24 protein-coding genes are annotated in these 25,240 nt (G+C 70.8%); 7 read left to right on the forward strand and 17 right to left on the reverse strand.

What is annotated here, in order from left to right; all coding sequences use genetic code 11:
* Positions 1–100: 100 nt before the first annotated feature.
* Entirely contained in the window at positions 101–961 is an 861-nt protein-coding gene (locus ACFSKW_RS09835; protein ID WP_379571403.1) for a LysR family transcriptional regulator, read from the reverse strand.
* A gap of 64 nt (positions 962–1,025) precedes the next feature.
* Between ACFSKW_RS09835 and ACFSKW_RS09840 the strand changes: the two genes are divergently transcribed.
* Entirely contained in the window at positions 1,026–1,547 is a 522-nt protein-coding gene (locus ACFSKW_RS09840; protein WP_379571405.1) for a cysteine dioxygenase family protein, read from the forward strand.
* A 153-nt stretch (positions 1,548–1,700) separates the two neighbouring features.
* Here ACFSKW_RS09840 and ACFSKW_RS09845 read toward each other — a convergent pair whose 3' ends face one another.
* The 3 genes from ACFSKW_RS09845 to ACFSKW_RS09855 form a co-directional block, all read right to left on the reverse strand.
* Complete coding sequence (locus ACFSKW_RS09845; protein WP_379571407.1) at positions 1,701–2,504, reverse strand: hypothetical protein; 804 nt, start codon at positions 2,502–2,504, stop codon at positions 1,701–1,703.
* Positions 2,505–2,590: 86 nt separating this feature from the next.
* Complete coding sequence (locus ACFSKW_RS09850; RefSeq protein ID WP_379571409.1) at positions 2,591–4,321, reverse strand: extracellular solute-binding protein; 1,731 nt, start codon at positions 4,319–4,321, stop codon at positions 2,591–2,593.
* Positions 4,322–4,328: 7 nt separating this feature from the next.
* A complete protein-coding gene (locus ACFSKW_RS09855; protein ID WP_379571411.1) occupies positions 4,329–5,192 on the reverse strand; it encodes a LysR family transcriptional regulator in 864 nt (287 codons plus the stop codon).
* 103 nt (positions 5,193–5,295) lie between these two features.
* Between ACFSKW_RS09855 and ACFSKW_RS09860 the strand changes: the two genes are divergently transcribed.
* Entirely contained in the window at positions 5,296–6,240 is a 945-nt protein-coding gene (locus ACFSKW_RS09860) for a quinone oxidoreductase family protein (RefSeq protein ID WP_379571413.1), read from the forward strand.
* Positions 6,241–6,256: 16 nt separating this feature from the next.
* On the opposite strand, the gene ACFSKW_RS09865 is transcribed toward ACFSKW_RS09860, so the two are convergent.
* From ACFSKW_RS09865 to ACFSKW_RS09875, 3 genes are read right to left on the reverse strand one after another with little or no spacing between them, the layout of a single operon-like run.
* Entirely contained in the window at positions 6,257–6,823 is a 567-nt protein-coding gene (locus ACFSKW_RS09865; protein ID WP_379571415.1) for a TetR/AcrR family transcriptional regulator, read from the reverse strand.
* The gene (locus ACFSKW_RS09870) at positions 6,820–9,150 is read right to left on the reverse strand and encodes a YhgE/Pip family protein (RefSeq protein ID WP_379571417.1); all 2,331 of its coding nucleotides are present in this window, start codon (positions 9,148–9,150) and stop codon (positions 6,820–6,822) included. Before ACFSKW_RS09870 ends, ACFSKW_RS09865 begins: the two co-directional genes overlap by 4 nt.
* Positions 9,150–9,710, reverse strand: a complete 561-nt coding sequence (locus ACFSKW_RS09875; protein WP_379571419.1) for an ATP-binding cassette domain-containing protein — start codon at positions 9,708–9,710, stop codon at positions 9,150–9,152. Before ACFSKW_RS09875 ends, ACFSKW_RS09870 begins: the two co-directional genes overlap by 1 nt.
* 112 nt (positions 9,711–9,822) lie before the next feature.
* On the opposite strand from ACFSKW_RS09875, the gene ACFSKW_RS09880 reads away from it, so the two are divergent.
* Positions 9,823–10,290 (forward strand): PPOX class F420-dependent oxidoreductase, encoded by a 468-nt coding sequence (locus tag ACFSKW_RS09880; RefSeq protein ID WP_379571421.1) that lies wholly within the window; start codon positions 9,823–9,825, stop codon positions 10,288–10,290.
* Here the strand turns inward: ACFSKW_RS09880 and ACFSKW_RS09885 are convergent.
* The 3 genes from ACFSKW_RS09885 to ACFSKW_RS09895 form a co-directional block, all read right to left on the reverse strand.
* Entirely contained in the window at positions 10,274–10,717 is a 444-nt protein-coding gene (locus ACFSKW_RS09885; protein WP_379571423.1) for a GNAT family N-acetyltransferase, read from the reverse strand. The genes ACFSKW_RS09880 and ACFSKW_RS09885 overlap by 17 nt on opposite strands.
* Positions 10,718–10,925: 208 nt before the next feature.
* Complete coding sequence (locus tag ACFSKW_RS09890) at positions 10,926–11,696, reverse strand: arylamine N-acetyltransferase family protein (RefSeq protein ID WP_379571425.1); 771 nt, start codon at positions 11,694–11,696, stop codon at positions 10,926–10,928.
* Positions 11,697–11,964: 268 nt separating this feature from the next.
* Entirely contained in the window at positions 11,965–13,320 is a 1,356-nt protein-coding gene (locus ACFSKW_RS09895; RefSeq protein WP_379571427.1) for a dipeptidase, read from the reverse strand.
* Positions 13,321–13,539: 219 nt separating this feature from the next.
* On the opposite strand from ACFSKW_RS09895, the gene ACFSKW_RS09900 reads away from it, so the two are divergent.
* Positions 13,540–14,922 carry an aspartate aminotransferase family protein gene (locus ACFSKW_RS09900; protein WP_379571429.1) on the forward strand — a complete coding sequence of 461 codons (1,383 nt, stop codon included), beginning with the start codon at positions 13,540–13,542 and terminating at the stop codon, positions 14,920–14,922.
* 30 nt (positions 14,923–14,952) lie between these two features.
* Positions 14,953–16,068 carry an alanine dehydrogenase gene (gene ald / locus ACFSKW_RS09905; RefSeq protein WP_379571431.1) on the forward strand — a complete coding sequence of 372 codons (1,116 nt, stop codon included), beginning with the start codon at positions 14,953–14,955 and terminating at the stop codon, positions 16,066–16,068.
* A gap of 71 nt (positions 16,069–16,139) precedes the next feature.
* On the opposite strand, the gene ACFSKW_RS09910 is transcribed toward ald, so the two are convergent.
* The 4 genes from ACFSKW_RS09910 to ACFSKW_RS09925 all read right to left on the reverse strand — a co-directional run bounded on the left by ACFSKW_RS09910 (position 16,140) and on the right by ACFSKW_RS09925 (position 19,738).
* Complete coding sequence (locus ACFSKW_RS09910; RefSeq protein ID WP_379571433.1) at positions 16,140–17,561, reverse strand: SEL1-like repeat protein; 1,422 nt, start codon at positions 17,559–17,561, stop codon at positions 16,140–16,142.
* A 65-nt stretch (positions 17,562–17,626) separates the two neighbouring features.
* The gene (locus ACFSKW_RS09915; RefSeq protein ID WP_379571435.1) at positions 17,627–17,848 is read right to left on the reverse strand and encodes an SHOCT domain-containing protein; all 222 of its coding nucleotides are present in this window, start codon (positions 17,846–17,848) and stop codon (positions 17,627–17,629) included.
* Positions 17,849–17,993: 145 nt separating this feature from the next.
* Positions 17,994–18,641 (reverse strand): response regulator transcription factor, encoded by a 648-nt coding sequence (locus ACFSKW_RS09920; protein WP_379571437.1) that lies wholly within the window; start codon positions 18,639–18,641, stop codon positions 17,994–17,996.
* Positions 18,638–19,738, reverse strand: a complete 1,101-nt coding sequence (locus ACFSKW_RS09925) for a sensor histidine kinase (RefSeq protein ID WP_379571439.1) — start codon at positions 19,736–19,738, stop codon at positions 18,638–18,640. The genes ACFSKW_RS09920 and ACFSKW_RS09925 overlap by 4 nt, the downstream gene beginning before the upstream one ends.
* A gap of 95 nt (positions 19,739–19,833) precedes the next feature.
* On the opposite strand from ACFSKW_RS09925, the gene ggt reads away from it, so the two are divergent.
* Together ggt and ACFSKW_RS09935 are read left to right on the forward strand one after the other, a co-directional pair.
* Complete coding sequence (gene ggt, locus ACFSKW_RS09930) at positions 19,834–21,582, forward strand: gamma-glutamyltransferase (protein WP_379571441.1); 1,749 nt, start codon at positions 19,834–19,836, stop codon at positions 21,580–21,582.
* 74 nt (positions 21,583–21,656) lie between these two features.
* Positions 21,657–22,013: a hypothetical protein gene (locus ACFSKW_RS09935; protein ID WP_379571443.1), complete on the forward strand. Its 357-nt coding sequence runs from the start codon at positions 21,657–21,659 to the stop codon at positions 22,011–22,013.
* Positions 22,014–22,051: 38 nt separating this feature from the next.
* Here the strand turns inward: ACFSKW_RS09935 and ACFSKW_RS09940 are convergent, their stop codons facing one another.
* The 3 genes from ACFSKW_RS09940 to ACFSKW_RS09950 are packed head-to-tail and all read right to left on the reverse strand — an operon-like array spanning position 22,052 to position 25,171.
* Positions 22,052–23,533: a flavin-containing monooxygenase gene (locus tag ACFSKW_RS09940; protein WP_379571445.1), complete on the reverse strand. Its 1,482-nt coding sequence runs from the start codon at positions 23,531–23,533 to the stop codon at positions 22,052–22,054.
* Positions 23,490–24,359, reverse strand: coding sequence for a metal-dependent hydrolase (locus ACFSKW_RS09945; protein WP_379571447.1), 870 nt, complete (start codon positions 24,357–24,359; stop codon positions 23,490–23,492). The genes ACFSKW_RS09940 and ACFSKW_RS09945 overlap by 44 nt, the downstream gene beginning before the upstream one ends.
* Positions 24,356–25,171: a M24 family metallopeptidase gene (locus ACFSKW_RS09950; RefSeq protein ID WP_379571449.1), complete on the reverse strand. Its 816-nt coding sequence runs from the start codon at positions 25,169–25,171 to the stop codon at positions 24,356–24,358. Before ACFSKW_RS09950 ends, ACFSKW_RS09945 begins: the two co-directional genes overlap by 4 nt.
* Positions 25,172–25,240: the final 69 nt, after the last annotated feature.

The raw sequence follows: 25,240 nt of genomic DNA on the forward strand, positions 1-25,240 counted from the left end.
CTGAGACGGACGTGACGCGCCAGGCGGCGCGCAGGGCGTGGACGAGGGCGGTCGTGACCGGGCAGGCCCGAGGGAGGGCGTCCGGGAGCGCGGCGGTGGCTCAGCAGGCGGCGCGCAGGGCGTGCAGGAGGGCCGCGGTGGCGGGCGGCAGGGGAGGGGCGCCGTACGTGGCCGCGTACACGTGCCGGGTGGAGCCGGGGATCTCGGTCGCCGACACCGCTTCGTGCCGGTGGGCGCGCAGCGCGAGCCCCGGCAGGACGGTCACCCCCATCCCCGCCGCGACCAGCGCCTGCACGGCCACGATGTCGTCGCTGGTGAACGAGATCGACGGTTCGAAGCCGACCTGCGCGCACAGCTGCAGCAGGTGGCTCCTGCACCTGTCGCAGCCGCCGATCCACCGTGACGTCGCATGGGAGGCCAGCGTTCCGTGGCCGTCGGGCGTGACGAGGTAGCTCGGGTCGTCCAGCAGGTGGGTCATGCTCGTCCCGACCTCCTCCGGTGCCGTGTCGTCGTACCTGAAGATCACCGCGACGTCCACGCGTCCCGCGCGCAGCAGCCTCAGCGCCTCCGGCGGTTCGGTCTCCGTGAGGGTGAGCTGGAGCCCGGGATGCGTGGTGGCCAGTCCGGCGGCCGCGGCGGGGATGAACGTGCCGAGCGCCGAGGGGAAGGCGGCCAGCCGTACCCGGCCCGTGCGCAGGCCGACGTGGGCGGCCAGCTCCTCCGAGGCGGCGTCGAGGCGGCCGATGATCTCCGCGGCGCGGTCGGCGAGCAGCTTGCCCGCCTCGGTGAGGCGGATGCCCCTGCCGACCCTCTCGATGAGCTTGGCTCCTGTCTCGGCCTCCAGCCTCGACAGGTGATGGCTTACTGAGGGCTGCGAGTAGTGCAGCGTCTTGGCCGCCGCCGTGAGCGAGCCGGTGCGCGAGACGGCCAGGAGTACCCGGAGTCTGACCACATCAAGCATATCTATCAATATGCCAAAAAACTTCTGTTGGACCTATCGGTCTATATAGAGGAGCGTGAAAGGTATGGACGAACTGCTGCGAGCAATCAGGAAGATCACCGCCAAGGGGCTCGACCCGCGGCACACCGCGTTCGCCGTCGCCGACCTGCTGAGGGCGAACCTCCCCGACCCCGCCGACCTCCTCACACCGGAGGAGCTGCTCGGCCATCCCGACCACTATGTCTCCACGGTTCGCCACGCCGAGAAGGACTTCTCGATCGTGACCGTGGTCTGGGGGCCCGGCCACGAGACGGTGATCCACGACCACGTGGCGTGGTGCGCGTTCGGCGTGCTCAGCGGGAACGAGTACGAGACCCTCTACCGCGACATGGGCGACCACCTGGTCGAGATCGGCCGCGCGGACAACCCGCCGGGAGACGTCTCGGGCTTCGCGCCGCCCGGGGACATCCACAAGGTGCGCAACACCAGCGGCGAGATCGGCGTCTCGCTCCACGTCTACGGCGCAGACCTGAGCGCCTCAGGCACCAGCGTCCGCCGCGTCTACGACCTGCCCGTCCGATCCCTGACCGCTTCGGGCTCCGCCTGACCGCGTACGGCGCGGCCGAGCCCTCGACGTCGGGCGACGCCCGCTCGACCTCGATCACGCGCGCCTCGACGGAGCCGCCAGGCGGCCCCGCCTCGTCCATGGCGCGCGCTTCCTGATCTTCCTCCACGCCTCGCGGTAGCGCGGACGGCGCCGTCAGTGTCCCGTCGGGAGGGCTTCCGTGAGCTTCATGGGCCCCTCTCCCGGCGCTTCGAGCTCGGGCAGGTCGGCGGCCTCCATGACCAGATCACGCGGCGGTGCCTCGACGGTCACCTTGGCACCCCACCCGGTGAAGCGCAGGTCGGCGCGCACGCCCATCCTGATGTGCTCGTTCGTCCGGTAGGAGAAGCCGGTAGCAAGGCGGGTGACCCTGCCCTCGGCGTCGAACCAGAGAGCCCATGCGAGCTTCCCGCCGGTCCCCGTCCGCACGCCGAGGGGCCGGCCGGGGATCTTGCGGATGTCGATGGCGCCCCTCGCCGAGCGAGGGCCCGTCGACGAGGCCGTGGCGAGCAGCGCCTTCAGTGCGCCGGGCTGGAAGAGATCGACGGTGAGATCCGCGGGACCGGGCGCGGAAAAGCGGTTGCGCAGCCACTTCTTGTCCAGCGGCAGCCTGCCGACCAGCTTCCCGCCCGAGACGTACTCCGTGCCCTTGACCCTGATGAGGAGGGTGGGGAAGCTGAACTCCGTGCCCAGGGCCTCGGTGCCTGGCGGCCTGTGGAAGGTGGTCGAGTCGTCGGTGTCGACGCCCCCTCCCTTGCGGAACCCGACGACGCGGTCGGTCCTGTACGTGTTGGCCTGCCTGCCGTCGAACGTCATGCGGGTGACCGCGGAGACGGTGACGCCCCTGCCGGGGGCCATCTCGGCCTGGAGCGCCTTGACCGGGTCGGGGGCGGCGGCGTGGGCGGGCAGCGGCGCGAGCGCGACGAGACCCGCGGCGAGGCCGGCGATGTAGCTCTTCATGCGGTTCCTTCGACATCCTGGGGGCGAAGAGGAATCGTGCCAAACGAAGATCACGAACCCGTCTCGAACCGGAGCGCGCGGGAGGGTCAGAAGTTGCTGATCACCGCGGTGAAGACCTGGTCGATGCTTCCCGTCTCACGGGAGTCGTAGGCGGCCGCGCTGGTGGTCTCCGAGATCTTCCGCAGCACGTCGAGGTCGGCGTCCTCGCCGTACGCGATGGTGAAGACCCTGATCGTCCGCCCGCGCAGCTCGGGCAGCAGCCTCTCCAGCGCGATGGTGTTGGTGACCTCGTTCTTGCCGTCGGTCAGGAACACCACGGCGTTGATCGCCTTGCCCTCCTTCATGGCCGAGACGTGCTGGTAGGCGGCCAGCGTCGTGTTGTAGAGCGCGGTGCCGCCCCTCGGCGCGAGCCCGCGGATGTCGTGGGTGAGCTCGGACCTGTGGGTCCTGGTCATGGGCCCGATCGGCGACAGCTCGGCGTGGTCGCTCGCGAAGTGCCACAGACCGACTCTGTCCTGGCTGCCGAACTGGGGGAGCGCGTTGACGGCGGCCTGTCTGGCCAGGTCCAGCTTGGTCCTGCCGGTGCCGGGCACGTCGGCGCCCATCGAGCCCGAGGTGTCGAGCACCACCAGCACGTTCGCGGGCTTGCGCAGCTCGCCCCAGCTCCGCAGCAGCTTGTCCAGCACCTTCGGCGCCGGAGGCCGCAGGACCACGGCCGGCTCGTCCGGGAGGAGGCCGTTCTCCTCGGTGATCAGCTTGCCTGCCTTGCCGTCGTGGCCGCGGAAGGCGTACTCGGCGAACCGCGCCTGCTGCTCGGGCTCGCGCAGATACTCGAGAAAGCTCCTGGCGGTCGCCCGCCTGGCCTTGTCGGCCCAGCTCAGCACCGCGTACGGGCTGTCGGAGAAGAGCGTGCCGTCCTTGGGGTAGACGGCCACCAGCGGGACCTTCGGCTTGTCGTGCTTGCCGAGCGTGGCAGGGTCGCCGGTGGGATTGCCCTGGTTGTAGTCCCACACGGACTTCTCCTCGACGGTCACCGCCGAGATGTAGCCGAGTCCCTCGCCCGCGTCGTCGGCGCGCTGCAGGTTCGACAGGAACGTCAGCGTGGTGTCGCCGTAGTGGACGATCGAGCGCTCGAGATCCTGGATGAAGCGGCGGGTCTTCGCGGCGGCGACGTCCTGCTCGGTCAGGTCGCCCGACAGGCCGCCGGTGGCGGCGAAGTAGGCACCGATGGTGGCGTTCATGCCGCTGGTGGAGAAGTTGGGGTTGGTCTTGCCGAGCCTGAACTGGCCCCACTCGGGGTGACCGTACGCGGCCCAGCCCTTGGGATCGGTGGCGAGCCTGGCCAGGTCGGCCCAGCCGATCGCCTTGTCCGGCCAGCCCAGGGCCTCGGCCATCGGCTTCGGCATCGCGATCACCAGCGGGGACGTGGCGATCGAAGGGTTGTCGGGGCCGACGATCCGGCCCTTGTCGTCGTTCTCGGCGCGCTGGCGGACCACGTTCAGCCAGCTGCTGCTGGCGGGCGACCACACGTCGGGACGGGGGCCGTCACGGCGGACGTCCCATCCACGGGCGAACGCCTGCAGCGCGGAACCGCTGGTGGTGATCCTGACGTCGGCGCAGTACTCGGCCTTGTAGGACTTGGCGAGCTCGCGTAACAGCCCCGCCTTCTCCACCGAGGCCAGCACCGTCAGCTTGGCTCCGCACGCCTGGGGCGGCGTTTTCTCGTCGTCGATGCCGCCGAAATACACCCGCAGGCCCACGATGAGGGCGCCTGCCAGGATGACCGCCACGACGAATGGTGCGAAGCTGCGCCTCATATCAGTTCTACGAACCTCTCATGGTCCGAAGTTCCGCGATCAGATCCCGCAATACCGACCAGCCGGTCATCTCCCCTGTGGTGACGTAGCCGACACTCCGCGTCGGTGGCTCCGCGCCCAGGTCATCCGTCGCCACCTTCGGCGAACAGCCGATCAGCGACAGCAGCGGGACGATCGCCGCCCCCAGCCCGTGGCCGACCATCGACACCAGCACACCGTCGTCCTCCACCGTCATCTGCCCCGCGGGCAGCCACTCCTGCCGCTTCCACCAGCGGCTCGTCTCGGCCGAGCAGTTCTCGTGCCAGTCGATGATCGGCAGGCCGCGCGGGTCGGGATGGCCCGCGGGATAGGCGAAGACGTACGGCTCGGCGAACAGCTCCTTGACCACCAGCCCGTCGACGTGGACCGGAAGGGTGGTGACGCCGATGTCCGCCCTGCCGTCGAGCACCTCGCCCGCGATGCCGCGCCCGATGTCCCGCACGATCCGCACGTCCACCGTCACCTTCGGATGGCGTGCCCCGAACCTGGCCAGCGCCGTCGGCAGCAGGTGGAAGGCGGCGCTGCGGAAGGCGGCCAGCCTGATCGTCCCGGTGGCCGGACCGCCGGCGGCGCCGTAGGCTTCGGCCTTCATCACCTCCAGCATGCGCAGCACCCGCCGCGCGTGACCCGCCACGACCTCGCCGGCGGGCGTCGGCGTGGCGCCATGCCTGCCGCGCTGGAACAGCACCGTGCCGATCTTCCTCTCGGCGGCGCGGACCGCGTGCGAGACGGCCGACTGGGTCAGGCCGAGGTCCACCGCGGCCGAGGAGAAGCCGCGCTCCCGCTCCACGGCGACGAGGGCCCGCAGCTCGCTGAGCGTGAGGTCGTCCATCCATGAATCCTATTCATGCAAGGGGCTCATGTATCGACGAAGCCCTCTACCTGGGCCTTTCGGCCGTTCGTAGCGTTGCCGTACCTGATCTCATCGAAGGGGGATGACGGCCGTGCGCGCTGTCCAGATCACGAGTCTCGGCGGACTCGACCGGCTCCACGAGGCGGAGCTGCCCGACCCTGTGCCCGGCGACGGCGAGGTGCTCGTCGACGTCGAGGCCGCAGGAGTGAACTTCGCCGACATCGAGCGGATCGCGGGCACCTACCTGCCGCCCGAGCTGCCGTTCGTGCCGGGCGGCGAGGTCGTCGGCCGCACCGCCGACGGCACCAGGGTGATGGCGTTCGCCAGAGGGGGATACGCGACCAAGGCGGTCGTCAAGGACCCCGTGGAGATCCCTCCTGCGATGGCGGCCGGCGAGGCGCTCGCGCTGCTCGTGCAGGGGCTGACCGCCTGGCACCTGCTCCGCACGGCCGCCAGGGTACGGCAGGGCGACAGCGTGGTCGTCAACGCGGGGGCGGGCGGGGTCGGCCACCTGGCCGTGCAGCTCGCCAAGGAGTTCGGCGCCTCACGGGTGATCGCGACCGCCTCCACCGAGGCCAAGCGGGAACTGGCGCTGTCCCTCGGCGCCGACGCGGCGGTGGACGGCTCGGCGGACGGGTACGCGGCGCGGATCACCTCGGCCAACGGCGGGCAGGGAGCCGACATCGTGCTCGACGCCGTGGGCGGCCCGGTGTTCGACGCCGCCGTCGACGCGCTCGCGCCCTTCGGCAGGATCGTCGCCTACGGGACGTCGTCGGGCGTGGACCCCTCTCCGGTCGACGTCGACCTGCTGACGAACAGGAACGCGTCGGTGACGGGGTTCTGGGTGGGTCCGACGCTGCGGATGCCCGGCATGCTGGACGAACCGCTGCGGGAGCTGGTGCGGTTGACGGTCGAGGGACGGCTGCGGCCGGTGGTGGGCGGGGAGTACAAGCTCGCCGACGCGCGGCCGGCGCTGGAGGACCTGGCGGCCCGCCGTACCCATGGGAAGATCGTCCTTCTTCCCTGACAGGCCCGGCCGCGCCTTACCGCACGCGTCCGTGCAGGAGCTCGACCAGGGTCCTGTGCGTCTCGTCGAGCGGGCGTTCGGGGTGCAGGGCGCGCCGCTCGATGGTGACCGTCAGCACCATGCCGAAGATCGCGGTCGCGGCGGTGTCGACGTCGAGGTCGTGCCGTACCGCGCCCTCGTCCACGGCCCTGCGCAGGACGTCCGCGTAGACGCCGAGCACCTCCTTGCGGAGCTTGGCCACGGCCTCCTGCCACGCGGTGCGCCACATCTCGGCCAGCAGCACCCTGGCCAGGGCGCCGTACCGTTCGAAGAACTCCAGCTGCCCGCGCACCGCCGCGTCGAGGGCGGCCAGGCCCGTGTCGCCGACCGCCGCCTCGCGCAGTGCCTGGGCGAGGCGCTCGATGCTGTGGTCGAGGAGGTCGGAGAACAACGCCTCCTTCGAGCCGAAGTTGTAGAAGACGGTGCCCTTGGCCACGCCCGCGCGCTCGGCGATCGCGTCGACCGTGGTGGCCGCGTAGCCCTGTTCGGCGATCAGCTCGATCGCCGCGCCGAACACCTTGAGGCGCGTCTCCGCCCTGCTCACAGCGACAGCTCCGGGTGCAGGCGCTTGACCGACCAGGTGCGGCCCTTGTTCACGGCGAGGACCGTGAGCGCGAGGCCGAGGACGAGGAACAGGGTGAGCACGCCGCCAGCCTGCCACACGACGGTCAAATCGCCGCCACTGATCAGCCGGCGCAGCGCCGACACCAGCCAGCTCATCGGCAGCCATGGCGAGATCGTCTGGAAGAAGCCGGGCGAGGTCTCGATCGGGTAGGTGCCCGCGGCCGACGTCAGCTGCAGCATCAGCAGGGCCAGCGCGACCACCCTGCCGGGCGCGCCGAGCAGCGCGTTGACCGCCTGGACGATCGCCATGAACGCGCCCGTGGCCAGCAGCAGCAGCCCCGCGACGCCCGCCCAGTGCGCCGCCTCCAGGCCGAGCGCGAACCTCAGGACGGCCAGCAGCACGCCGACCTGCGCCGCGCCGAGCGCGAAGGCGGGGATCCACCCGGACAGCGCCACCCGTAGCGCGCCTGCCGTACCGGCGAGAAGGCGCGGGTTGAGCGGACGCAGCACCATGTAGGCCATCATCGCGCCCACCCACAGCGCCAGCGGCACGAAGAACGGCGCGAATCCCGTGCCGTAGTTGGGCACCTCGTTGTCGACGGACGTGGCCAGCCGCACGGGGTCGCTCATCATGTCGGTGCGCCCGTCACGCTCGGACTTGCTGTAGTCGGGGATCTGCTCGGCCCCGTCGGACAGCCCGTCGGACAGGTCCTTGGATCCGTCGGTGAGCTTGCCCGAGCCGTCGTGCAGCTTGCCGACCCCCGTGTGGAGCTGGTCGGCGCCGTCGTTCAGCCGGCCGACGCCGGTGCGCAGCCGGGTCGCGCCGTCGGTCAGCTTGACCAGGCCGCCGCCGAGCTTGCCGAGCCCGTCGCTGACCTGCTGGGAGCCGTCGGCCAGCTTGCCGACGCCGGTCGTCAGCTTGCCCACGGCCGTGCCCGACTTGGTGATGCCGGCGTTCACCTGGGCCGCGCCGTCGGCGAGCTTGGCCAGGCCCGCGTCCAGCTGGTTGTACTGATCGCGCAGCGCCGCCACCTGCGGTCCCACCTTGGGCGCGGCCTCGGCCACCTTGCGCGCGTTCGCGGCCAGTTCCCTGGCCTCCCGCTGCAACGCCGCGAGACGTTCGCGCGCGTCGGAGCCCGTATCCTGCCGCTGACCCGCCGAGGACACCCTGTCGACGACCGACTGCGCCGACGAGGCCGCCGCCCCGGCCAGCCGCCGCAGCTCGGGGTCGGCGTCCGGGTGCGACTCCAGATAGTCCTGTACGGCCTGCGCCTTGCCCGCCGCCTCCTCGGCCGCCCCGCTGACCCTGTCCGATCCCTGGCCCTGCGCCGAACCGAGCCCGTCGGCGATCGCGTCGAGCCCGTCGGCGATGCGGTCGGCGGCCTCGCCCACGCGCGGGCCCCACTCCTCCAGCACCGGGACGTACTTGTCGGCCGCGGTGTTGACCTTGCCCGAGTTCGCGTGCACCTGGTCGTAGACCTGCTTGTTGCCCGCGGCGACCTTCGCGGCTCCGTCGCCCAGCTTGGTCAGCCCCGTGCCGAGCTGGGTGAGGCCGTCCTGGGCGGTGGCCAGGCCCTTGGTCACCTTGGCCGAGCCGGCCGCCAGCTTGCCCGTGGCGGTGTTGGCGCTGCCCAGGCCCACGGTGAGCTGCTGGGCGCCGTCCTTGGTCCTACCGAGCCCCGCCGACAGCTGCTGCGTGGCGTTCTCCGTCTTGCCGAGCCCCTTGTCGATCTTGTTGGCGCCCTTGTGCAGCTGGTCCGCGCCGTCGGCCGCCTCGGTCGTCTTGTCGTGCATGTCGCCGATGGAGACGAAGACCTGGTCGAAGTAGTCGTGGACGGCGGTCTGCGCGGCCGCCGCCCTGACCTCGTTGAAGACCGCGTCGGAGATCGAGCTCATGATGTAGGAGCGGCCCGCGTCCACCTCGACGCCGAGCTGGGCGGGGCTGGGCGTGCCGTCCTGCGAGGGTGAGGCCAGCCGCGAGCTGAAGTCCGCGGGGACGGTGAGCGACAGGTAGTAGCTGCCGTCGCGCACGCCGTCGGCCGCCTGCGAAGCGGTGGTCGGGTGCCAGTCGAAGACCTCGCGCTCCTTCAGCTCCTCGGCGAGGTCCTGGCCCGCGTGCAGCGTCCTGCCGTCCGCGTCGGCGGGCCGGTCCTCCATCACCAGGGCGACGGGCACCCTGTCGAGGTGGCCCTGCGGGTCCCAGAACGACCATAGGTACAGCCCCGCGTACAGCAGAGGCAGCATCACCACACCCGCGATCGCGGCCCTGGTCAGCCGGGACCGTGAGAACCTGCGCAACTCCTTCATCACAGCTCCACGAGGTGGTCGTAGCGGGCGGGCGGGGTCACGCTGGAGGCGACCACGGTCGTGGGGAGGTCCCTGAGCAGGTTCCACAGCGCGATCTGGCGCTCGGGCGGCAGGCCCGCGTCGATGTTGTCGGCGACGATCAGGGCAGGGGAGTCGAGCAGGGCGAGCGCGACGCCGAGCCGTACCCGCTGCTCCCTGTCGAGCTCCCGCACGAGCGTCCGCCGGTCCACGTCGAGGCCCGCCCCCTCGAGGGCCTCGGCGTGGTGCTTGCGCCCCCTGCGGCGCTCGTGCAGGTGCTCGTGGACGGTCAGCGCCTTGTCGAAGTCGGTCACCCCGTCGACCAGCGCCAGCGCGGCGACCCTGCGGATCGCATGCGGCCTGGTGTGCCCCGCCACGTGCAGGGTGCCCGCCGTCGGCTTCATCCGGCCGGAGAGCGTCAGCAGCAGGCTCGTACGGCCGCTGCCGGTCGGGCCCGCGACCACGGTCAGCGTGTTCTCGCCCGCTTCGAGCGAGACGTCGGCGAACACCCCTTCCACCGACAGACCCTTCGCGACGATCACCACGACTCCCCTTTAGAACTGACCAGTCAGTACAAAAGTTAGCGCATGGGACGGCGACGAACGTCCCCGGATCTGTGTGATGATGCCCACGCGCCCACTGAAAGGTCATGCCATGGCACGGACGATCGCGACCGCCCGCCGCGTGGAGTTGCCCGAGCTGCTCGACTTCCTCCGCCCCCGGCACCGCGGCCTGCTGAGCACGACGCGCTCCACCGGGCGGCCCCAGCTCTCACCCGTCACCTGCGGCGTCGACGAGGAGGGCAGGATCGTCGTCTCCACCTACCCGGCGAGGGCCAAGGCCCGCAACGCCGGGCGTGACGAGCGGGTGTCGATCTGCGTGCTGTCCGACACATGGGACGGGCCCTACGTCCAGGTCGACGGCCGCGCCGAGGTCCTCGGCATGCCCGAGGCCCTCGAACCGCTGGTGGAGTACTACCGGTGCATCTCGGGCGAGCACCCCGACTGGGACGAGTACCGCGAGGCCATGCGCCGCCAGGACAAGTCACTCATCCGCCTTCATATCGACGCATGGGGCCCCATCGCCACCGGCGGCTTCCCTCCCGCTATCGCAGCGGGATGAGGTACGAGATGAATCCGCGGTTCTCGGCCACCTGGTCGTAGAGCCGCCGCGCCGTGGCGTTCGACTCCTGCGTGTGCCAGTAGACGCGCCCGCAGCCGCGTCCCCTCGCCTCCTCCGCCACCGCGGCGATCAACGCCCGCGCCACGCCCCTGCCGCGCACGTCGGCGGCGGTGAACAGGTCCTGCAGGTAGCAGACGTCCGCGTCGGGCGCCGAGGTGCTGGGGTGGAAGAGGAAGTGCGTGATCCCGACCAGCCGCCCGCCCAGCCTGGCGCCGAGCGCGTGCATCCTGGTGTCCTTCTCGAACTCCTCCCACGCTCGCCGGTACATCTCGTCGGGCTCGGTGCGCTGGTAGAAGTCGATGTAGGCGCGGAACAGGGCCTCCCACGCGGGCCTGTCGGACGGGTGGAGCCTGCCGATGCTGATCATGTGCGCTTCCTGGTGGGTACGGCCACGAGCGGACCAATCTACGGACGAGTGGCCTGGCACGACACACCCACTTCCCGCCGAAACCGCAGGACCACTACCTCTTTCCCTGCCGCGGCCGGGACTTCCCAGCCGCGGTCGGGACTTCCCGGTCGCGGTCGGGACTTCCCGGTCACGGGCGGGACGGCGGCTTCCCGGTCGCGGCGGCGGGTCATGCTCCGGCGGCGGGAAGCCGGTCGAGCGCGATCCCGAAGCGGTCGAGGTAGGCGGGCAGGAGCTCGGCATCCTGCAGGACGCGCTCGGTGCGTTCGCCGTGCACGGTGTGGATCAGCCTGCGGCCGCTGATCGTGATCCTGCCCTCGGCCGTGCGCATCGAGCAGACAGGAGACCTGGTGAAGTGCGACTGCGGGGAGGTCGCCTGCCACCAGGCGGTCGGGACGAAGTCCTCCAGCTCGTACGGCCGGGCGGTCAGCCGGTAGCTCTGGTCGCCCTTGTGCACGATGTCGAGGTCGCCGTGGCCGCTGGCGGCCGGCACGACCTGGAACACGCCCCCGTCGTCCTTCTGCTCCGCGCGCTCGTCGAGCCGCAGCGGCTCGTCGGCGAAGTCGCCGAAGCCGACGTCGACCAGCCACGGCTCGTCCAGATCGACGCGCAGCGCCATGTGGTCGAACAGCGGGCCAGGCCTGCTGCCGTGGAAGACCCTCGCGGCCAGCAGCGTCACCCGATAGCCCAGCGTGGTCAGCAGCTCGGCGAACAGCCCGTTCAGCTCGTAACAGAAGCCGCCGCGGCGGCGGCCGACGACCTTGTCGAACAGCGCGTCGCGCTCGAGGGAGATGGGCTCGCCGAGGTGGATGCTCAGATTCTCGAACGGCACCGCCGTCAGGTGCGCGAGCTGGAGGGCTCGCAGGCCGTCCGCGTCAGGCACCGCGGGCCGGGTTGCGCCGAATCTGTCCAGGTACCGGGTGATCTGCGACTCGTCCATGGGCCAAGCCAACCACGCGCCACGCGCGCGGGCACGCACCGGATCGTGCCCAGGCCGAGCGTCGACGCGCCCTCGACGCGGGTGCGCTCGCGAGAGGCCGGGGAGTCCGCACGCAAGGGGGGCGGGGGAGTCCGCGCGCGAGGGGGCGATGTCCGCGCGAGAGGGGCCGGGGAGCTCGAAGACGCGTCGTGCGCCTCCGACTCCCCGGCCCCTCGCCGGCGATGATCCGATCAACCCGGGCCACGGCCCAGGGTCGTGCTCTCGCGTGTCAGATCCCCAGGGCGGAGGGCGAGCCGTACTCCGCGAGGAAGAGGGCCTCGGTGGTCGCCGTCCTGCGCAGCTCCTCCAGGTTGACCCGCTCGTTGGGCGCGTGGATCGCCGCGTCCTCGTCCTCCGCGCCGAACAGCAGGATCTCGGCGAGGGGGAACTGCTTGAGCAGCGTGTTGACCAGCGGGATCGAGCCGCCCGCGCCCACGTCGCGGGGCGCGCGGCCGAAGGCGCGCTCCATGGCCCTGTTGAGCGCCGAGCGGGCCCTGCCGCCCGAGTCGGCCTGGAAGCCCGACCCGACGACGAAGTCGCTGAAGCTCACCTTCACGCCCCACGGAGCGACCTGCTGCAGGAACTCGGTGATGGCGTCGAGCGTCGTCTTGGGGTCGCCGGCCGGCGGGATGCGGACGGTCACCCTGGCGCGGGCCGCAGGCTGGACGGCGTTGATCGCGCCGGAGACCGTGGGGACGTCCATGCCGGTCACGGTGATCGCGTAGGAGGACCACAGGCGGTCGGCGAGCGAGCCGGAGCCGACGAGGGAGACGCCCTCGAGGACGCCCGCCGTGTTCCTGAACTCCTCCTCTGAGGGGCCGGTGCCGAGGAAGGTGCCGCGGGGCAGGCCGGGGACGCGGATGTCGCCGTTGTCGTCGTGCAGCGCGGTCAGCATGCGCATGAGCGCGGCCAGCGCGTCGGGGGCGGCGCCGCCGAAGGAGCCGCTGTGGACGGGCTCGCGCAGCGTGCGGGTCTCGATGGTGAAGGCGGCCATGCCGCGCAGCGAGGTCGTGACGGCGGGGTCGCCGACGCGCGGGTTGCCGGTGTCGGCGACGATGATCGCGTCGGCGCGGACCAGCTCGGGGTTGCGCTCGACGAAGGCCTCCAGGCGCTCGCCGGCGTACTCCTCCTGACCCTCGATGATCACCTTGATGCCGACGGGGAAGCGGCCGTGGAAGGCGCGCAGCGCGGCGATGTGGGAGATGATGCCCGATTTGTCGTCGGCGGTGCCCCTGCCGTACAGGGCGCCGTCGATCAGGGTGGGCTCGAAGGGCGGGGTGCGCCAGGCAGCGGGGTCGCCTGCGGGCTGCACGTCATAGTGCGCGTACAGCAGCACCGTGGGGGCACCGGGGGGAGCGGGGGCCTCGCCGAAGACGGCGGGGAAGCTGCCCTCCACGGGAATCTGCTGCACGTGGGACAGGCCCACGCCGCGCAGCAGCTCCTCGGTCACGGCGGCGGCGGCGAGGACGGGCTCCTCGGGGTGGCCGGGGAAGGCCACGGAGGGGATGGACGCCAGCCGCTTCAGGTCCTCGATGGCCTGGGGCATTCCCGCCGCGACGGCGCTCTCTAGCTGGTCAGGAGTCACGGGTTGTCCCCCGGTGTCGTTCTGGACAGTACGTCTCATTGCATCACAGAAGGTTCCACATGGTGGAAACGGGTCTAGCGCGCCATGCGGATTTCGTCGATATTACAGAGGCGATCTGCGGATCCCGGATTTCTTGCAGAGTGCTGCCACGCTTTCGCTTGGCAACACCCCATGTGAACATGCACACTGTGGGGAGTTCAGACACGAGGGAAGATACCGATGACGCAGCCCGAAAACGACGTTCTCAAGGCCGCTCAGGACAACCTGTGGTTGCATTTCACCCGCCACAGCTCCTACAAGGAGCACGAGATCCCCACCATCGTGCGGGGTGAAGGCGCCTATATCTACGACATCCACGGCAAGCGCTACCTCGACGGACTGGCGGGCCTCTTCGTCGTCCAGGTCGGCCACGGCCGTAGCGAGCTGGCCGAGGCGGCCGCCAAGCAGGCGCAGGAGCTGGCCTTCTTCCCCCTGTGGTCCTACGCCCACCCGAAGGCGGCCGAGCTCGCACACCGGCTCGCCCAGGAGGCCCCAGGCGACCTCAACAGGGTGTTCTTCACCACGGGCGGCGGCGAGGCGGTCGAGACCGCGTGGAAGCTGGCCAAGCAGTACTACAAGGTCACCGGCAAGCCGCTCAAGCACAAGGTCATCAGCCGCCAGATCGCCTACCACGGCACCCCGCAGGGCGCCCTGTCGATCACCGGCATCCCGGCCTTCAAGCAGATGTTCGAGCCGCTCGTGCCCGGCTCCATCCGCGTGCCGAACACCAACCACTACCGCGCCGACGAGATCACCGGCATCAAGGGCATGACGCCCGAGCAGTACGGCCTGTGGGCCGCCGACCGCGTCGCCCGCGCCATCGAGATGGAGGGCCCCGACACCGTCGCCGCCGTCTTCGTCGAGCCGGTGCAGAACGCCGGCGGCTGCTTCCCGCCGCCGCCCGGATACTTCCAGCGGCTGCGCGAGATCTGCGACGAGTACGACGTGCTGCTGGTCTCCGACGAGGTCATCTGCGCGTACGGCCGGCTCGGCACGATGTTCGGCGGCCAGAAGTTCGACTACACGCCCGACATCATCACCTCGGCCAAGGGCCTGACCTCCGGCTACTCGCCGCTCGGCGCCATGATCGCGCACGACAGGCTGTTCGAGCCGTTCAAGGACGGCGCCGAGATGTTCGCCCACGGCTACACCTTCGGCGGGCACCCCGTCTCCGCGGCGGTCGCGCTGGCCAACCTCGACATCTTCGAGCGCGAGGACCTGCTCGGCCACGTCAGCCGCAACGAGGGCGCGTTCAAGAGCACCCTCGAGAAGCTCAAGGACCTGCCGATCGTCGGCGACGTCCGCGGCTCCGGCTACTTCTGGGGCATCGAGCTGGTCAAGGACAAGGTGACGAAGGAGACCTTCAGCGCAGAGGAGTCCGAGCGGCTCATCCGCGGCTACCTGTCCAACGCGCTCTACTCCAACGGCCTGTACTGCCGCGCCGACGACCGCGGCGACCCCGTCATCCAGCTCGCTCCTCCGCTCATCGCCGGGCAGAAGGAGTTCGACGAGATCGAGTCGATCATCCGCAACGTTCTGGTCGAAGGCCTGAACCTCCTCTAAAGCACCCCCTTCTCAGGAAAGGATCCACCCATGAAGATCGGCGTTCCCGCCGAGGTGAAGAACCACGAGTACCGCGTCGCGGCCACCCCGGCCGGCGTGCACGAGCTGGTTCGAGGCGGCCACGACGTGCACGTCCAGCGGGGCGCCGGTCTCGGCTCGCACATCACCGACGAGGAGTACCTGGCCGCCGGTGCCAAGATCCTCGACTCCGCCGACGCCGTCTGGGGCGAGTCGGAGATGGTGCTCAAGGTCAAGGAGCCCATCGCCGAGGAGTACCACCGCATGCGCGAGGACCTGGTGCTCTTCACCTACCTGCACCTGGCCGCCGGCAAGGACTGCGCCGACGCGCTGCTCAAGGCGGGCACCACCGGCATCGCCTACGAGACCGTCCAGGTCGGCAACACGCTGCCGCTGCTGGCCCCGATGTCCGAGGTCGCGGGTCGCCTCGCCCCGCAGGTCGGCGCCTACAACCTCATGCGCTTCAACGGCGGCCGCGGCGTGCTGCCGGGCGGCGTCCCCGGCGTCGCCCCCGCCAAGGTCGTCGTCATCGGCGGCGGCGTCTCCGGCCTGAACGCGGCCCAGATCGCGGTCGGCATGGGCGCGGACGTCACCGTCCTCGACACCAACATCGACCGCCTCCGCTTCATCGACGCGATCTACCAGGGCCGGCTGAAGACGCTCGTGTCCACCTCGTACGCGCTGGAGCAGGAGGTCCTCAAGGCCGACCTGGTCATCGGCGCGGTCCTCATCCCCGGCGCGAAGGCGCCGACGCTGGTCTCCAACGACCTGGTGTCGCGCATGAAGCCCGGCTCCGTGCTCGTCGACATCGCGATCGACCAGGGCGGCTGCTTCGAGGACTCCCGCCCCACCACGCACGCCGAGCCCACCTACCAGGTGCACAACTCGATCTTCTACTGCGTGGCGAACATGCCGGGCTCCGTGGCGAACACCTCCACGTACGCGCTGACCAACGCGACGCTGCCCTACGCGGTCAAGCTGGCCAACCTGGGCTGGAAGGAGGCGCTGAAGGCGGACGGCGCGCTCGCTCTCGGCCTCAACACCCACGGTGGCAAGCTCACCAACGAGCCGGTCGCCGAGGCCCTCGGCCTGCCGTACGTGCCGGTGGCCGAGGTTCTGGCCGCCTGACGGCCACCCGCGACCATCGTGAACGCCCGCCGGCCTGCCGCCGGCGGGCGTTCGCGCGTGATGGCCCTCCGCTAGCGGGTCCCCAGGCGGTGACGAAGGTCGCGGGCCGTGGCCAGCACGTGCTCCACCTCCGAAGGCGTGGGCCACGGCGACGTGCCTGGGCGCAGGATCGTCGCTCGAACCGACGCCAGGTGCTCCACCGCCGACGGGCGCAGCCCGCTCCGCTCCGCCAGCCACGTCACCACGTCGGCGTGGTCGCGCAGTGGCCGGGTCAGCAGATCCCACGTGCCGAGGATCTCCGTCAGGTCCCGCACCCGCAACGTCACCCCGCCTCTGCGCCCCGTCGCCGCGGCCGCCAGCTCGGCCCGCGCCGACAGTTCGGGTTCGGCGAGCCGGTCCCACGTGGGCGGTGGCGGGTCGGCCAGCCACTTCTCCGCCTCGTGCGCGTTACCGGTGGCCGACAGCAGCCCGCCGAGCTCCATCGCCGCCCGGTGGTGGCCCGCCATCGCCGCCTGCCTGAACCAGTGCTGGCCGCCCTGAAGGTCGCCGAGCTCGGCGATGAGCAGCAGGCCGAAGTTGAAGGCCGACTCCGCGTCGCCGCTGGCCGCCGCCCTGCCGAACCAGTGGCTGGCCCCCTGCGAGTCGGACAGCTCGACGCACACGAACCCCGCCATCCGCTGGTCCTCCAGGCGTCCTGCCTGCGCGGCCCGCTCGAACCACGCGCGGGCCGTACGAAGGTCCCTGCGGGACAGCGCGATGCCGCCGAGCTGGGAGGCCGCGCCTGGATGCTCGCTCTTGGCGGCCAGCCGGTAGTACGCCTCGGCGCCCTCCGGATCGCGGGAGGCCTGCAGGAACAGGCCGAGATGGTAGGCCGCGTCGGCGTGGCCGCCGCGGGCGGCGTACTCCCAGCAGCGGACCGTCTCCTCCTCCTCGCCCACCTGGTACGACAGGAACCCGAGGTCATGGGCGGAGGCGACGTCGCCGTCCGTCGCGGCCCTGCGGTGCCACTCGCGGGCGAGGGGCAGCTCGCCCCCGTCCTCGCAGATCAGCGCCAGCCGCCTGGCCGCCGCCCTGGACCCGGCGTGGGCGGCCGTCTCGAACCACCTGCGGGCCGCGTCGATGTCGCCGCGCTGCTCCAGCAGCAGCGTCGCCAGGTTGACGGCGGCCTCGGCGTCGCCCGTCCCAGCCGCCAGCTCGTACCAGCGGACGGCCTCCTCGAGCGTGCCGTGCTTCTCGTGCCAGACGCCCAGGTTGTAGGCGCTGTCGATGTTGCCGCCCGCCGCGGCCCGCTCCCACCAGTGCCTGGCGGCCGAGCGGTCGCCACGCTGGGCGTACAGCTTGCCCAGCCGGTGCGCGGCCTGGGCGTCGCCGTGCTGGGCGGCGACAAGAAGGTCGGGCTCGTCTCCTGAGCGGGGCGCAGGCACCGGCTCGGACGTTTCGACAGCGTGCCCGGCCGGCGCCCCCACCTCCCGCTCGTTCTGCCACCACGTCATTGCGCCAGAGTGACATGTGATGAAGCGATCGCGGAGTGTAATCGATGAGAACGGGCGGCGTGCGGTTACGACTTCAGCACGGACGAGCGCTGGAGGTACTCCTCGTCGTCCATCTCGCCGCGGGCGTAGCGCTCGGCGAGGATCTGCTCGGCCGACGCGGTACGGCTGGGCGGCGGCCCGCCCCAGCCGCCCCAGCGGCCACTTCGCCTGGCCTTGACGAAGAGCGTCACGGCGGCGATCCAGAACAGGATCCAGAAGATCGGGAAGATGGGCCAGAAGCTGTGCATCGCTGGTGTCCTTTCTTGACGTTGGAACCAGCCTGCTCGCCCGGTGGGCCCGCCGAATCGGACAGCGGTCGCGTTCGGGGATACGACGGGCGGCGTATCCCCGGGCCAGGCGGGATACTCCTCGCCGGGCCGGATCGCGGGATCGCTAGAGCCAGCCGGGCCTGACCAGGCCGGACTCGTAGGCGATGACCACGAGCTGCGCCCGGTCGCGCGCGTGCAACTTCATCATCGCCCTGCTCACGTGCGTCTTCGCCGTGGCCGGGGACATGAACAGCTTGGCCGCGATCTCGTCGTTCGTCATCCCGGTGCCGACCAGCGCCAGCACCTCCCGCTCGCGCTCGGTCAGCAGGTCGAGGCCGTCGGCGGCGACGGGCTCCTTGGCCCGCGTCGCGTACTCGGCGATCAGCCGCCTGGTCACGCTCGGAGACAGCAGCGCCTCGCCGGCCGCCACCACCCGCACCGCCTGGATCAGCTCGGCCGGCTCGGTGTCCTTGACCAGGAAGCCGCTGGCCCCGCCGCGCAGCGCCTCGAAGACGTACTCGTCCAGTTCGAAGGTGGTCAGGATGATGATCCGCGGCCCCGGCGGCATCTGCCTGGTCGCGGTCAGGCCGTCGGTGCCCGGCATGCGGATGTCCATGAGCACGACGTCGGGCGCGTGCTCGCGCGACAGCCGCACCGCCTCCGCCCCGTCGGCGGCCTCGGCGACGACGCTCATGTCGGGCTGCGCGTCGAGCAGCGCCCTGAAGCCCGCCCGCACCAGCGCCTGGTCGTCGGCCAGCAACAGCTTGATCATCCTGTTTCCTCCGGTAGTGGCAGCCTGGCCTCGACCTGGAACCCGGTCTCCTTCGGCCCCGCGACCAGCGTGCCACCGAGCGCGGAGGCGCGCTCGCGCATGCCGGGGATGCCGTTGCCGCTGCCCTCCTCGGCCAGTACGGCAGGCATCGACGACCCCGTGTCGGTGACCGTGATGACCAGCTCGGCCGCGAGGTACTCCAGCCGCACCGACACCCGCGACCCTGGAGCGTGGCGAGCGGCGTTGGTGAGCGACTCCTGCGCGATGCGGTAGGCCGCCCGCTCGACCTGCGCGGGCAGCGGTCGCGCGCCGACCTGCTCGAGCGACACGTCGAGCCCCGACCGCTCGACCAGGTCGCCCAGCCGGTCGAGCCCGGCGGTCGGGGACCGGGGCGCGCCCTCGCGCAGCACGTTCAGCACCGAGCGCAGCTCGCCGAGCACCTCCTTGGAGGCGCCCTTGATCGTGGTGAGCGCGGAGCGGGCCTGGCCTGGGTCGTCGTCCATCAGGTGAAGGGCGGTGGAGGCCTGCACATGGATGAGCGAGATGTTGTGCGCGAGCACGTCGTGCAGTTCCTGCGCCATCGTCAGCCGCTCCTCGCTGGCCTGCCGTCTCGACTCCTCCTCGGCCACCCGCGCCCGCTCGGCGCGGCTTTCGATCCGGTACCTGGCCAGCTCGCCCGCGGCGAGGATCAGCGTCATCACCGCCACGATCGCCAGGATGTGCCACAGGCCGCGCGACGGCGGGTCGACCAGCCAGGTCGAGTAGATCAGGAAGAAGACCGTCGTCAGGGCGGAGGCGATCAGCGCGAGCTTTCTGCGCCCCTCGGTGACGGTCTGGAAGAGCATGATGATCGGGCTGACGAAGACCGGGCCGTAGGGGTAGCCGCCCCACAGGTAGAGGCAGGTCGCCGCGAGCGTGAGAGCGAGCGACGTCTTCGGGAACCGATGCCTGAAGAGCATCATCGCGGGCCCGACGAGCAACAGCACGATGGCCGTCGCATCGACCTTCTCGCGGTCGGTCTGCCCGTAGTACGCCCCCTGGGAGGCGATCACCTGGAACACGGCGACCACCAGGGCGAGATAAGGGGTCTTGCGCACCTGTCCACGCTAGACGACCCCGGAAGGACACGACATCCTCCCGATGTCGCAGGGGGCCCTACCACCACCGGCGTACCTGGTCCATTGTTGGGATCATGCGCCGACACATCCTCGCTCTCGTCGCCGTCACACCGCTCCTCGTCGCCGCGCCCGCCTTCGCGGGGCCGGCGGATCACAAGCCGCCGCCTCCTCAGCAGAAGCAGCCCGTCGCCGAGGGGTACGGCGGGGCCGTGGCGACAGTCGACCTCGACGCCAGCAGAGCCGCGCTGGAGGTGCTGAAGAAGGGCGGCAACGCGATGGACGCCGCGGTGGCGGCGGGGGCCGTGCTCGGTGTCACCGAGCCGTACTCCGCGGGCCTGGCCGGCGGCGGGTTCATGGTCTACTACGACGCCAGGCGGGGCAGGGTCCATTCGATAGACGGTCGGGAGGCCGCGCCAGCCGCGATGGCGTCGACCTCGCTGCAGGGCATCCCGTTCGAGGAGGCCGTGACCAGCGGCCTGTCGGCGGGCGTGCCCGGCGCGGTCGCGCAGTGGGATCTGGCCCTGCGCAGGTTCGGCACGACCAGCCTGCGTGACGCGCTGAAGCCCGCGATCGAGGTGGCGTCCAAGGGCTTCGTGGTCGACCAGACCTTCCACGACCAGACCGCCGCGAACGCCGCCAGGTTCAAGGACATCTCCTCCACCGCCAAGCTCTACCTGCCGAACGGCGCGCCACCGCCCGTCGGGTCCGTGTTCAGGAACCCCGAGCTCGCCGACACCTACCGCGAGCTGGGCAGGCGCGGCCCCGAATGGCTGTACGGCGGGCGGCTCGGCCAGGAGATCGTCAGGACGGTCAAGAACCCGCCGATCACCCCAGGCGCGACCCGCAACGTGCGGCCGGGCCTGATGGAGGTCTCCGACCTGACCGCCTACCGGGCGCTGACGCGGGAGCCGACGCGCGTCGACTACAACGGCATGCAGGTGTACGGCATGTCGATCCCCTCCTCGGGCGGATCCACCGTCGGCGAGGCGCTCAACATCCTGGAGGCGCTGCCCACCATCGGCCTCCACGAGTACCTGGAGGCGTCGCGCCTGTCCTTCGCCGACCGCGGCAAGTACGTGGGCGACATCCCGAACGTGCCCCTGGCCGAGCTGCTCAGCGACGGCTTCGCCAAGGAGCGCGCCTGCCTGGTCGGCGATCGCGCGATGGCGCACCCCGCCGCACCCGGCACGCCCGACGGCACCTACACGGGCTGCGGTGAGCCGCTGGACGAGGCGGCCACCCCGCCCGCGGACGAAGGGCCCGAGACGACCCACCTGGTGGTCGCCGACCGCTGGGGCAACGTGGTCGCCTACAACCTCACGATCGAGTCCACCGGCGGCAACGGCATCGTGGTGCCGGGCCGCGGAGTGCTGCTCAACAACGAGCTGACCGACTTCACCTTCGGCCCCGCTCCCGGAGACCCGAACCTGCCCGCGCCCGGCAAGCGCCCCCGCTCGTCCATGGCTCCGACGATCGTGCTGGCCCACGGCAAGCCGGTGCTGGCGGTCGGCTCGCCCGGCGGGTCGACGATCATCACGACCGTGCTGCAGATCCTCGTCAACCGCTACGAGTTCGGCATGAACCTGCCCGACGCGCTCGCCGCGCCGAGGGCCACCCAGCGCAACACCGCGCAGACCCAGGCCGAGCAGGGCTTCCTCGACCGCTACAAGGCCGAGCTGGAGGCCAGGGGCCACACCTTCACGCTGAACCCGGAGATCGGCGCGGCCACCGCCCTGGAGTTCACCGGAAGGGGCAGGATCCAGGCCGTGGCCGAGCCCGTACGGCGGGGCGGCGGCAGTGCCATGGTGGTGAGAACCCCATAGCTCGCCGTAGTCGCCCGATCACGTAGAGATCTATCGTGCGGGGGTCCGCGTCTCGCCACGAGAGGAACCCCCGCATGCACACGGTGTTCGCTTCCGCCCTGATCGCCGGCGCCCTGGCCCTGCCCGGAGCGCCGGCCGAGGCCCCCGCCCCGCCCCCGTGCCGGGCGGACGTGTGCCTGTGGACGGGAGCCGGCTACACGAGCGAGCTCTTCACCTGGCGGGCCGCCGACGGCAACGTGCACATCGGCCCAGCGCACGCCGACAGGGTGGGCTCGTTCGTGGCCGACACCGAGGTCTGCTTCGTCGACACGGGCGAGTCCGAGTGGAGCTGGAACGAGCGGCGGCGGGCGGGCGGCGGCGACTACAGCCCCAGCTACTTCCGGCGTTTCGGCCACCAGATGGACCGCATCGCGCCCGCTCGCTACTGCTAGCGTCCGGCCGCGGTGAACACGGCCGGTGACAGCGCCGGCTAGTAGATCAGCTCGAAGGCGTCGGGCTTCATCCTCCTGGTGCGTGCCCAGTACTCGAAGGTGAAGCCCGGCCAGATCGTCCTGTTGACGCCGTGCTCGTCGAGGTACCAGGACCGGCACCCGCCCTCGCTCCACACCAGGCGGTTGAGGCGCTCCTGCAGCCGCTCGTTGAAGGCCCGCTGCCGCTCGGGCCTGACGTCGATGGCCCTCGCCTGCGTCCTGGACAGCAGCCGAAGACAGTCCATGACGTACCGGACCTGCGACTCGATCATGAAGACCACCGAGTTGTGGCCGAGTCCGGTGTTGGGCCCGAGCAGGAAGAACAGGTTGGGGAAGCCCGCGGTGGCGATGCCGTAGTAGGCCTCGATGCCGTCCTGCCAGGCGTCCTGGATCTTCACGCCGTCCCTGCCGACGATCCGCTGCTCCTGCAGCGCGTCCGTGACCTTGAAGCCGGTGCCGTACACGACGACGTCGGCCTCGTGCTCCCTGCCCGTGACGTCGACCACCGCGTGGCCGCGCAGTTCGGCGATGCCGTCAGTGACCAGGGAGACGTTCGGCCTGCTCAGCGCGGGATAGTAGTCGCTGGAGATGAGGATGCGCTTGCAGCCGATCGTGTAGTCGGGGGTGAGCCTGCGGCGCAGCTCGGGGTCGGGCACCTGGCGTTCGAGGTGCCGCAGGGCCAGGTTCTCGTGGAAGGCCATCAGCCTGGGATCGACGGCGAAGCCGAGCGCTCTGGTCTCCAGTGTCCAGTAGATGCCGTTGCGCAGGGCGCGGGCGGCTCCGGGGAGCTTGAGCAGCCGCTTCATCCGGTCGGGGACGGCGAAGTCGGGTTTGGGGTGGATCCACGGGGGCGTGCGCTGGAAGACGGTCAGCTGGGCGGCCTCGGTGGCGATCTGGGGGACGAACTGGATGGCGGAGGCGCCGGTGCCGATGACCGCCACGCGCTTGCCCTTGAGGTCGACGCCGTGATCCCATTCGGCCGAGTGGAACGCCGGCCCCGCGAAGGTACCCGGGATGTCCGGGAATTTCGGTACGTGGAGGGCGCCGATGGCGGAGATCACCGCGTTCGCCCGCAGTGTCTCGCCGTCCGACGTGGTGATCTCCCATTCCCTGCCGGCGTACTCGAGGCTCACCACCTGCTTGCCGTACCGGAGGTGAGGGTCGATGCCGTACTTCCACACGCACGCCCGCATGTACTCCCAGATCTCCTCCTGCGGGGAGAACATCCGCGACCAGCCGGGGTTGAGCTCGAAGGAGTAGGAGTACATGTGCGAGGGGACGTCGCACGCGCACCCGGGGTAGGTGTTGTCACGCCAGGTCCCGCCCAGGTCGTCCGCCTTCTCCAGGATGACGAAGTCGTGGAACCCGGCCTCCTTCAACTTGATCGCCATGCCGATCCCGGCGAAACCGGAACCGATGATGACGATGCCCGGCTTGTCACTGGCTTCCACGGGACCTCCTGTAGGACTCGAACTCGGCATGCGCGGGTGACAGGGCGATGTAGTCGAGGGCGGCCTTCAGGTCTCCTTCCTGGCTGGGATGGAAGCCGGGGCGCAGGTACCGGGGCACGGCCAGCGCCAGGCTGCGCATCGTCGGCACCCTGCCCTGGCGCGCGCGGTGGAAGAAGTGGGTCCACCTGGCCTCGACGCGCCCCGCCACCACGGGATCGTTGGCCAGCAGGAACCCCGCGCCGCGCTTGACCAGGTAGACGAGGACGGGCCCGGTCGCGAGCATCGTGCGCGCCCTGCGGGCGTAGGAGCCGTCGAGGTGCGTGAACAGGTCGAAGGCCACACTGCGGTGCTCGACCTCCTCGGCGCCGTGCCAGCGCAGCAGGTCCATCATCACGGGGTCGGAGCCCGCCTCGTCCAGCGGCTTCGCGTGCAGGATCCAGTCGCCGAGCACCGCCGTGTAGTGCTCGATCGCCGCGATGATCGCCAGTCGCTCCTTCAGCCAGAATCTCGCGGCCATCGGCGGCATGGTGTGGTCGCCGAGCACGCGCTCGAAGAGCCACTCGATGTTCTCGACATAGGACGTGGGGTCGAGGCCCTGCTCCTTCATGCGCTCCAGGACGCGCTGGTGAGCCACCGCGTGCGTGCCCTCCTGCCCCATGAAGCCCTTGACCTCGGCCCTCAACGTCTCGTCCCTGACGTACGGCAGTGCCTGCTTGAAGACGTGCACGAACCACCGCTCGCCCGCGGGCAGCAGCATGTGCAGCACGTTGATCAGGTGTGTGGTGAACGGGTCGCCCGGCACCCAGTGCAGCGGGGTGTCCTCCCAGGAGAAGCGCACTCTGCGCGGCTGGATCATGCCGCCCTCCATCGGTGGACGTGGGGGAGGTCGTCGTCGAGCCAGAACGCGTCGTCCTCGGTGACCACCAGGAGCTCCTCGAACTTGGCCCCCACGGTGCCGTCCTCGGTGCCGAGATGGGGTTCGACCGCCCACAGCCCCGGCGTGGGCGGATGCGCCGAGGCCCTGCCGCCCGCCCAGAGCGGCGAGCGGCCCTCCAGGCGCTCCTTGACCAGTTCGCGGCCGATGGTCCTGAGAGTCCTGAGACCGAAGGAGTCGAAGACGACCAGCCGGGGTCCGCCCACGCGGATCCGGTCGACCCGGTGGCCGATCACCCGCCCCGGGTAGACCTGGTGGCGGTTGGTGCGGCCCTGCTCCTTGATCCGCTCGTCGACCGCCCGGTAGATGTCCTGGAACGTGCGGCGCCGCCGTACCAGGTCCAGGATGTGCGCGCGATGGGCCGACAGGTCGCGATCGAGGCGGGTCCAGGCGGCGTTGCCGCCCAGACAGCCGGAGAAGCCGATGTCGGCGACGTAGCCGTCCATGACCGGCGCGGCGTCCAGCACGTACGGCATGCCGGGTTCGAGGCGGCGGCCGGTCGGAAGGAACTGGGTCGGGATCCTGAAGTTCCTGAACGCGGTGCGCTCGCCGAACCAGGCGAACGGCACGTGGAACCAGTCGTCGACGCCGTGGCGCTCCAGCCACCGGCGCAGCGCGGCGGCGGCCATCCGCTCGCTCACGCCGGGTTCGAGCCGGGAGGCGACGTGCTCGGCGCCCTGGTAGGCGAGCCGTTGCAGCTCGCGGAACCTGTCCAGGTCGACTCTATTGGACACAAAGTCCAATGTAGTTGGACATGCGGGGCCAGGTCCAGAGGAGGTGACCGTACGGAGGGGATGCGGGAC

Source organism: Nonomuraea mangrovi, from assembly GCF_042681425.1.
Lineage (GTDB): Bacteria > Actinomycetota > Actinomycetes > Streptosporangiales > Streptosporangiaceae > Nonomuraea > Nonomuraea mangrovi.

Coding starts and splice junctions, on each gene's coding strand:
- ACFSKW_RS09840 (WP_379571405.1), top strand. CDS start 1,026: ATGGACGAACTGCTGCGAGCAATCAGGAAGATCACCGCCAAGGGGCTC.
- ACFSKW_RS09860 (WP_379571413.1), top strand. CDS start 5,296: ATGACGGCCGTGCGCGCTGTCCAGATCACGAGTCTCGGCGGACTCGAC.
- ACFSKW_RS09880 (WP_379571421.1), top strand. CDS start 9,823: ATGGCACGGACGATCGCGACCGCCCGCCGCGTGGAGTTGCCCGAGCTG.
- ACFSKW_RS09920 (WP_379571437.1), bottom strand. CDS start 18,641: ATGATCAAGCTGTTGCTGGCCGACGACCAGGCGCTGGTGCGGGCGGGC.
- ACFSKW_RS09890 (WP_379571425.1), bottom strand. CDS start 11,696: ATGGACGAGTCGCAGATCACCCGGTACCTGGACAGATTCGGCGCAACC.
- ggt (WP_379571441.1), top strand. CDS start 19,834: ATGCGCCGACACATCCTCGCTCTCGTCGCCGTCACACCGCTCCTCGTC.
- ACFSKW_RS09835 (WP_379571403.1), bottom strand. CDS start 961: ATGCTTGATGTGGTCAGACTCCGGGTACTCCTGGCCGTCTCGCGCACC.
- ACFSKW_RS09935 (WP_379571443.1), top strand. CDS start 21,657: ATGCACACGGTGTTCGCTTCCGCCCTGATCGCCGGCGCCCTGGCCCTG.
- ACFSKW_RS09870 (WP_379571417.1), bottom strand. CDS start 9,150: ATGAAGGAGTTGCGCAGGTTCTCACGGTCCCGGCTGACCAGGGCCGCG.
- ACFSKW_RS09855 (WP_379571411.1), bottom strand. CDS start 5,192: ATGGACGACCTCACGCTCAGCGAGCTGCGGGCCCTCGTCGCCGTGGAG.
- ACFSKW_RS09850 (WP_379571409.1), bottom strand. CDS start 4,321: ATGAGGCGCAGCTTCGCACCATTCGTCGTGGCGGTCATCCTGGCAGGC.
- ACFSKW_RS09885 (WP_379571423.1), bottom strand. CDS start 10,717: ATGATCAGCATCGGCAGGCTCCACCCGTCCGACAGGCCCGCGTGGGAG.
- ACFSKW_RS09945 (WP_379571447.1), bottom strand. CDS start 24,359: ATGATCCAGCCGCGCAGAGTGCGCTTCTCCTGGGAGGACACCCCGCTG.
- ACFSKW_RS09845 (WP_379571407.1), bottom strand. CDS start 2,504: ATGAAGAGCTACATCGCCGGCCTCGCCGCGGGTCTCGTCGCGCTCGCG.
- ACFSKW_RS09910 (WP_379571433.1), bottom strand. CDS start 17,561: ATGACGTGGTGGCAGAACGAGCGGGAGGTGGGGGCGCCGGCCGGGCAC.
- ACFSKW_RS09900 (WP_379571429.1), top strand. CDS start 13,540: ATGACGCAGCCCGAAAACGACGTTCTCAAGGCCGCTCAGGACAACCTG.
- ACFSKW_RS09915 (WP_379571435.1), bottom strand. CDS start 17,848: ATGCACAGCTTCTGGCCCATCTTCCCGATCTTCTGGATCCTGTTCTGG.
- ald (WP_379571431.1), top strand. CDS start 14,953: ATGAAGATCGGCGTTCCCGCCGAGGTGAAGAACCACGAGTACCGCGTC.
- ACFSKW_RS09940 (WP_379571445.1), bottom strand. CDS start 23,533: ATGCCGAGTTCGAGTCCTACAGGAGGTCCCGTGGAAGCCAGTGACAAG.